Annotated in this window: 2 protein-coding genes; one reads left to right on the top strand and one right to left on the bottom strand. The window is 48.3% G+C overall.

Annotation, left to right across the window (positions count from 1 at the left end; all coding sequences use genetic code 11):
• Window positions 1–101: 101 nt before the first annotated feature.
• A complete protein-coding gene (gene rppA / locus H6S82_RS28265; RefSeq protein WP_190462153.1) occupies window positions 102–785 on the bottom strand; it encodes a two-component system response regulator RppA in 684 nt (227 codons plus the stop codon).
• Window positions 786–1,061: 276 nt separating this feature from the next.
• On the opposite strand from rppA, the gene H6S82_RS34195 reads away from it, so the two are divergent.
• On the top strand, window positions 1,062–2,650 hold a 1,589-nt coding region (locus H6S82_RS34195; protein ID WP_199317981.1), incomplete at its 3' end, for a serine/threonine-protein kinase.

Below are 2,650 nucleotides of genomic sequence, written 5' to 3'. Positions count from 1 at the left end.
GAAACGATAAAGGAAAATATTTATTCTCCCACTCCCCCACTCCCCCACTCTCCCACTCCCCCACTCTCCCACTCCCACACTCTCCGGACTCTTACTAATAACTAAGTTTCGCCAAATCTATACCCTTTTCCGTAGACGGTGTGAATTAACTGAGATTCGCCAGCAGCTTCAATTTTCCGACGCAGGAGGCGAATTAAAGCTGCTAATACATTGCTGCTGGGTTGTTCGTCTTCACTCCAGAGATGTTGATGTATTTGGGTGTGAGTTAATAATTGACCGGGGTGGCGCATAAAATATGCGAGTAATTGACTTTCTTTTTCGGATAAATCGATCGTGCGTCCGTGACGATAAGCGACTTGGTTATCGCAATCAAGTTCCAAATCGCCTACTCGCAGGCGTTGGATTGTTGAGACTGATTCTAGGGTAGCCGATCGCCGCAGCAAAGCGCGAACCCGTGCGAGTAATTCTCGCAATTCAAAAGGTTTGACGAGATAGTCATCTGCGCCGGCGTCCAATCCCTGCACGCGATCGTCTAAAGTGTCTTTGGCAGTAAGAAATAATACTGGTGTGGCAATGCCTTGCGATCGCAATTGCTGACAAATTTCCAGTCCGCTCATTTGCGGTAACATCCAATCGAGAATCAGCAAATCGTAATCGCCGATAGCCGCTAACTGACTTCCAGAAACTCCATCATAAGCCACATCGACACCGTAACCTTCACGGGTTAACACAGCTTTCAGGGGGTCGGCGAGCTCAACTTCATCATCAACCAAAAGAATTCGCATAAGCAGGGCATGAGTAAAATTTTACCTTTTAACTTTTTGCTATAGCAACCGCTAGGACGGTTAGGGCATCCTAAAACGCCATAACCAATTCACAGCAAGCATTTCATTTTTGACTTTTGACTTTTGACTTTTGCTATAACTTGTGGGTTGGTAAATATTTAATTGGACTTGACCTGTAACTGTCTGTCATAGGGAATCATGAGAGTATGGCACTTAGAGGTTTAGCTTTGAAAAGCGATCGACTCATTTGCACACAAGAGAGGGAATCAGCCTGCTATGCAACCACCCCTGCCTCTGGGGACTATCCTCCAAAACCACTATCGCTTGATCAAAATTCTCGGTCAAGGGGGGTTTGGTCGCACCTATCTAGCAGAAGACCAAGCCAGATTTAACGAACTATGCGTCCTCAAAGAGTTTACCCCGCGCTCCAACGAAGATTACCTTTTGCATAAATCAAAAGAACTGTTCCAAAGGGAAGCAGAGGTTCTCTACAAGATCGAGCATAGGCAAATTCCCCAGTTTCGCAGTACTTTTGAGCAGGGCAAACGTCTGTTTTTAGTGCAGGATTACGTTGAGGGCAAAAACTACAGCACGCTGCTGAGAGAGCGCCAACAAGAGGGAAGAGCTTTTTCAGAAAGTGAAATCGTGCAATTTTTGCAGCAAATGTTGCCAGTTTTAGTTCATATCCACGAAAAAGGTATTATTCATCGCGATATTTCGCCAGAGAATATCATTTTAAGAGAGAGCGATCGCCTGCCGGTACTGATCGATTTTGGCGCAGTCAAGGAAAAGGCAGCCCAATTGGACTCCGCCGGCGAGATTCCCCCAGCCACTACCGTAGGTAAACTCGGCTACGCGCCACCCGAACAACTGCAAACAGGCGAAGTTTTCCCCAACAGCGACCTCTACGCTCTAGCAGTAACCGCAGTAGTATTGATGACCGGTCGCAAACCCCAGGAATTGCTAGAGCAATCGAGCATGACTTGGCGTTGGCAGTTATTACCTCCCATCATCAGCCTGGGCATTTTCAACTTGCTCAAGAAAATGATGGCTCCCAGACCGCACAACCGCTACCAATCTGCGATCGAAGTCAGTCAAGCTTTGCGAGCCTGGGGTGGCATTACAACTGCCGCATCGGTGATTGCAAACAAAAAATCTCCGCACATCAAGCCGACTGCATCCCGCCCCACCACACGCCCATACTCTGCGATCGGCAGTAGCTTGTCAAATTTACCGTTCGTAGGTGCGGGAATTGGGTTATTAATTATACTGGGCTTTTTCTTGGCGATCGGCTCCATGATACCGACCAAATCGCTGAAAACAGCCACTCCAGCCGTCAGTACTGCCACTCCCACACCCACGCCAACCCCAATCGATGCAGCTACCACACCCGAACCAACACCCAGCGTTACACCAACCCCCACACCCGAACCGGTTTCCACAAGCGAAACAATCGGCTTAATAACGGGTCTGATCACTTATAAAGAAGGCAATCTCAAACCTAACCAGACGATTACTTACATTATTTCAGCCCAGCCAGGGCAGCAACTCAGCGTTTCTGTGACAAGGGGAAATATTTCTATGAACGTTTTAGCACCTAACCGCGTGCCGATCGACTTTCAAGCCAAGCAAGTACAACGATGGGAAGGGTTGCTGCCTTTAGCCGGAGACTACTATATTGAACTAAGTCCGCCGACAGGAGTTGCCGACAGCGACTACAAGCTGGACATTATTTTGACCAACCCCGTAGAACCTACCCCCAGTGTCAGCATTTCCCCCACTACCCCCGAATCCAACCTAACTCCTTCCCCATCTCCCACCTCAACAGGAGAAACCCTTCCCATCCCAACCCCCAGTGAAACTCC

Source organism: Planktothrix sp. FACHB-1355 (assembly GCF_014748295.1).
Lineage (GTDB): Bacteria > Cyanobacteriota > Cyanobacteriia > Cyanobacteriales > Aerosakkonemataceae > Aerosakkonema > Aerosakkonema funiforme_A.
The sequence above is the reverse complement of the archived record's forward strand: the minus strand, read 5'-3'. Positions and strand labels throughout refer to the sequence as shown.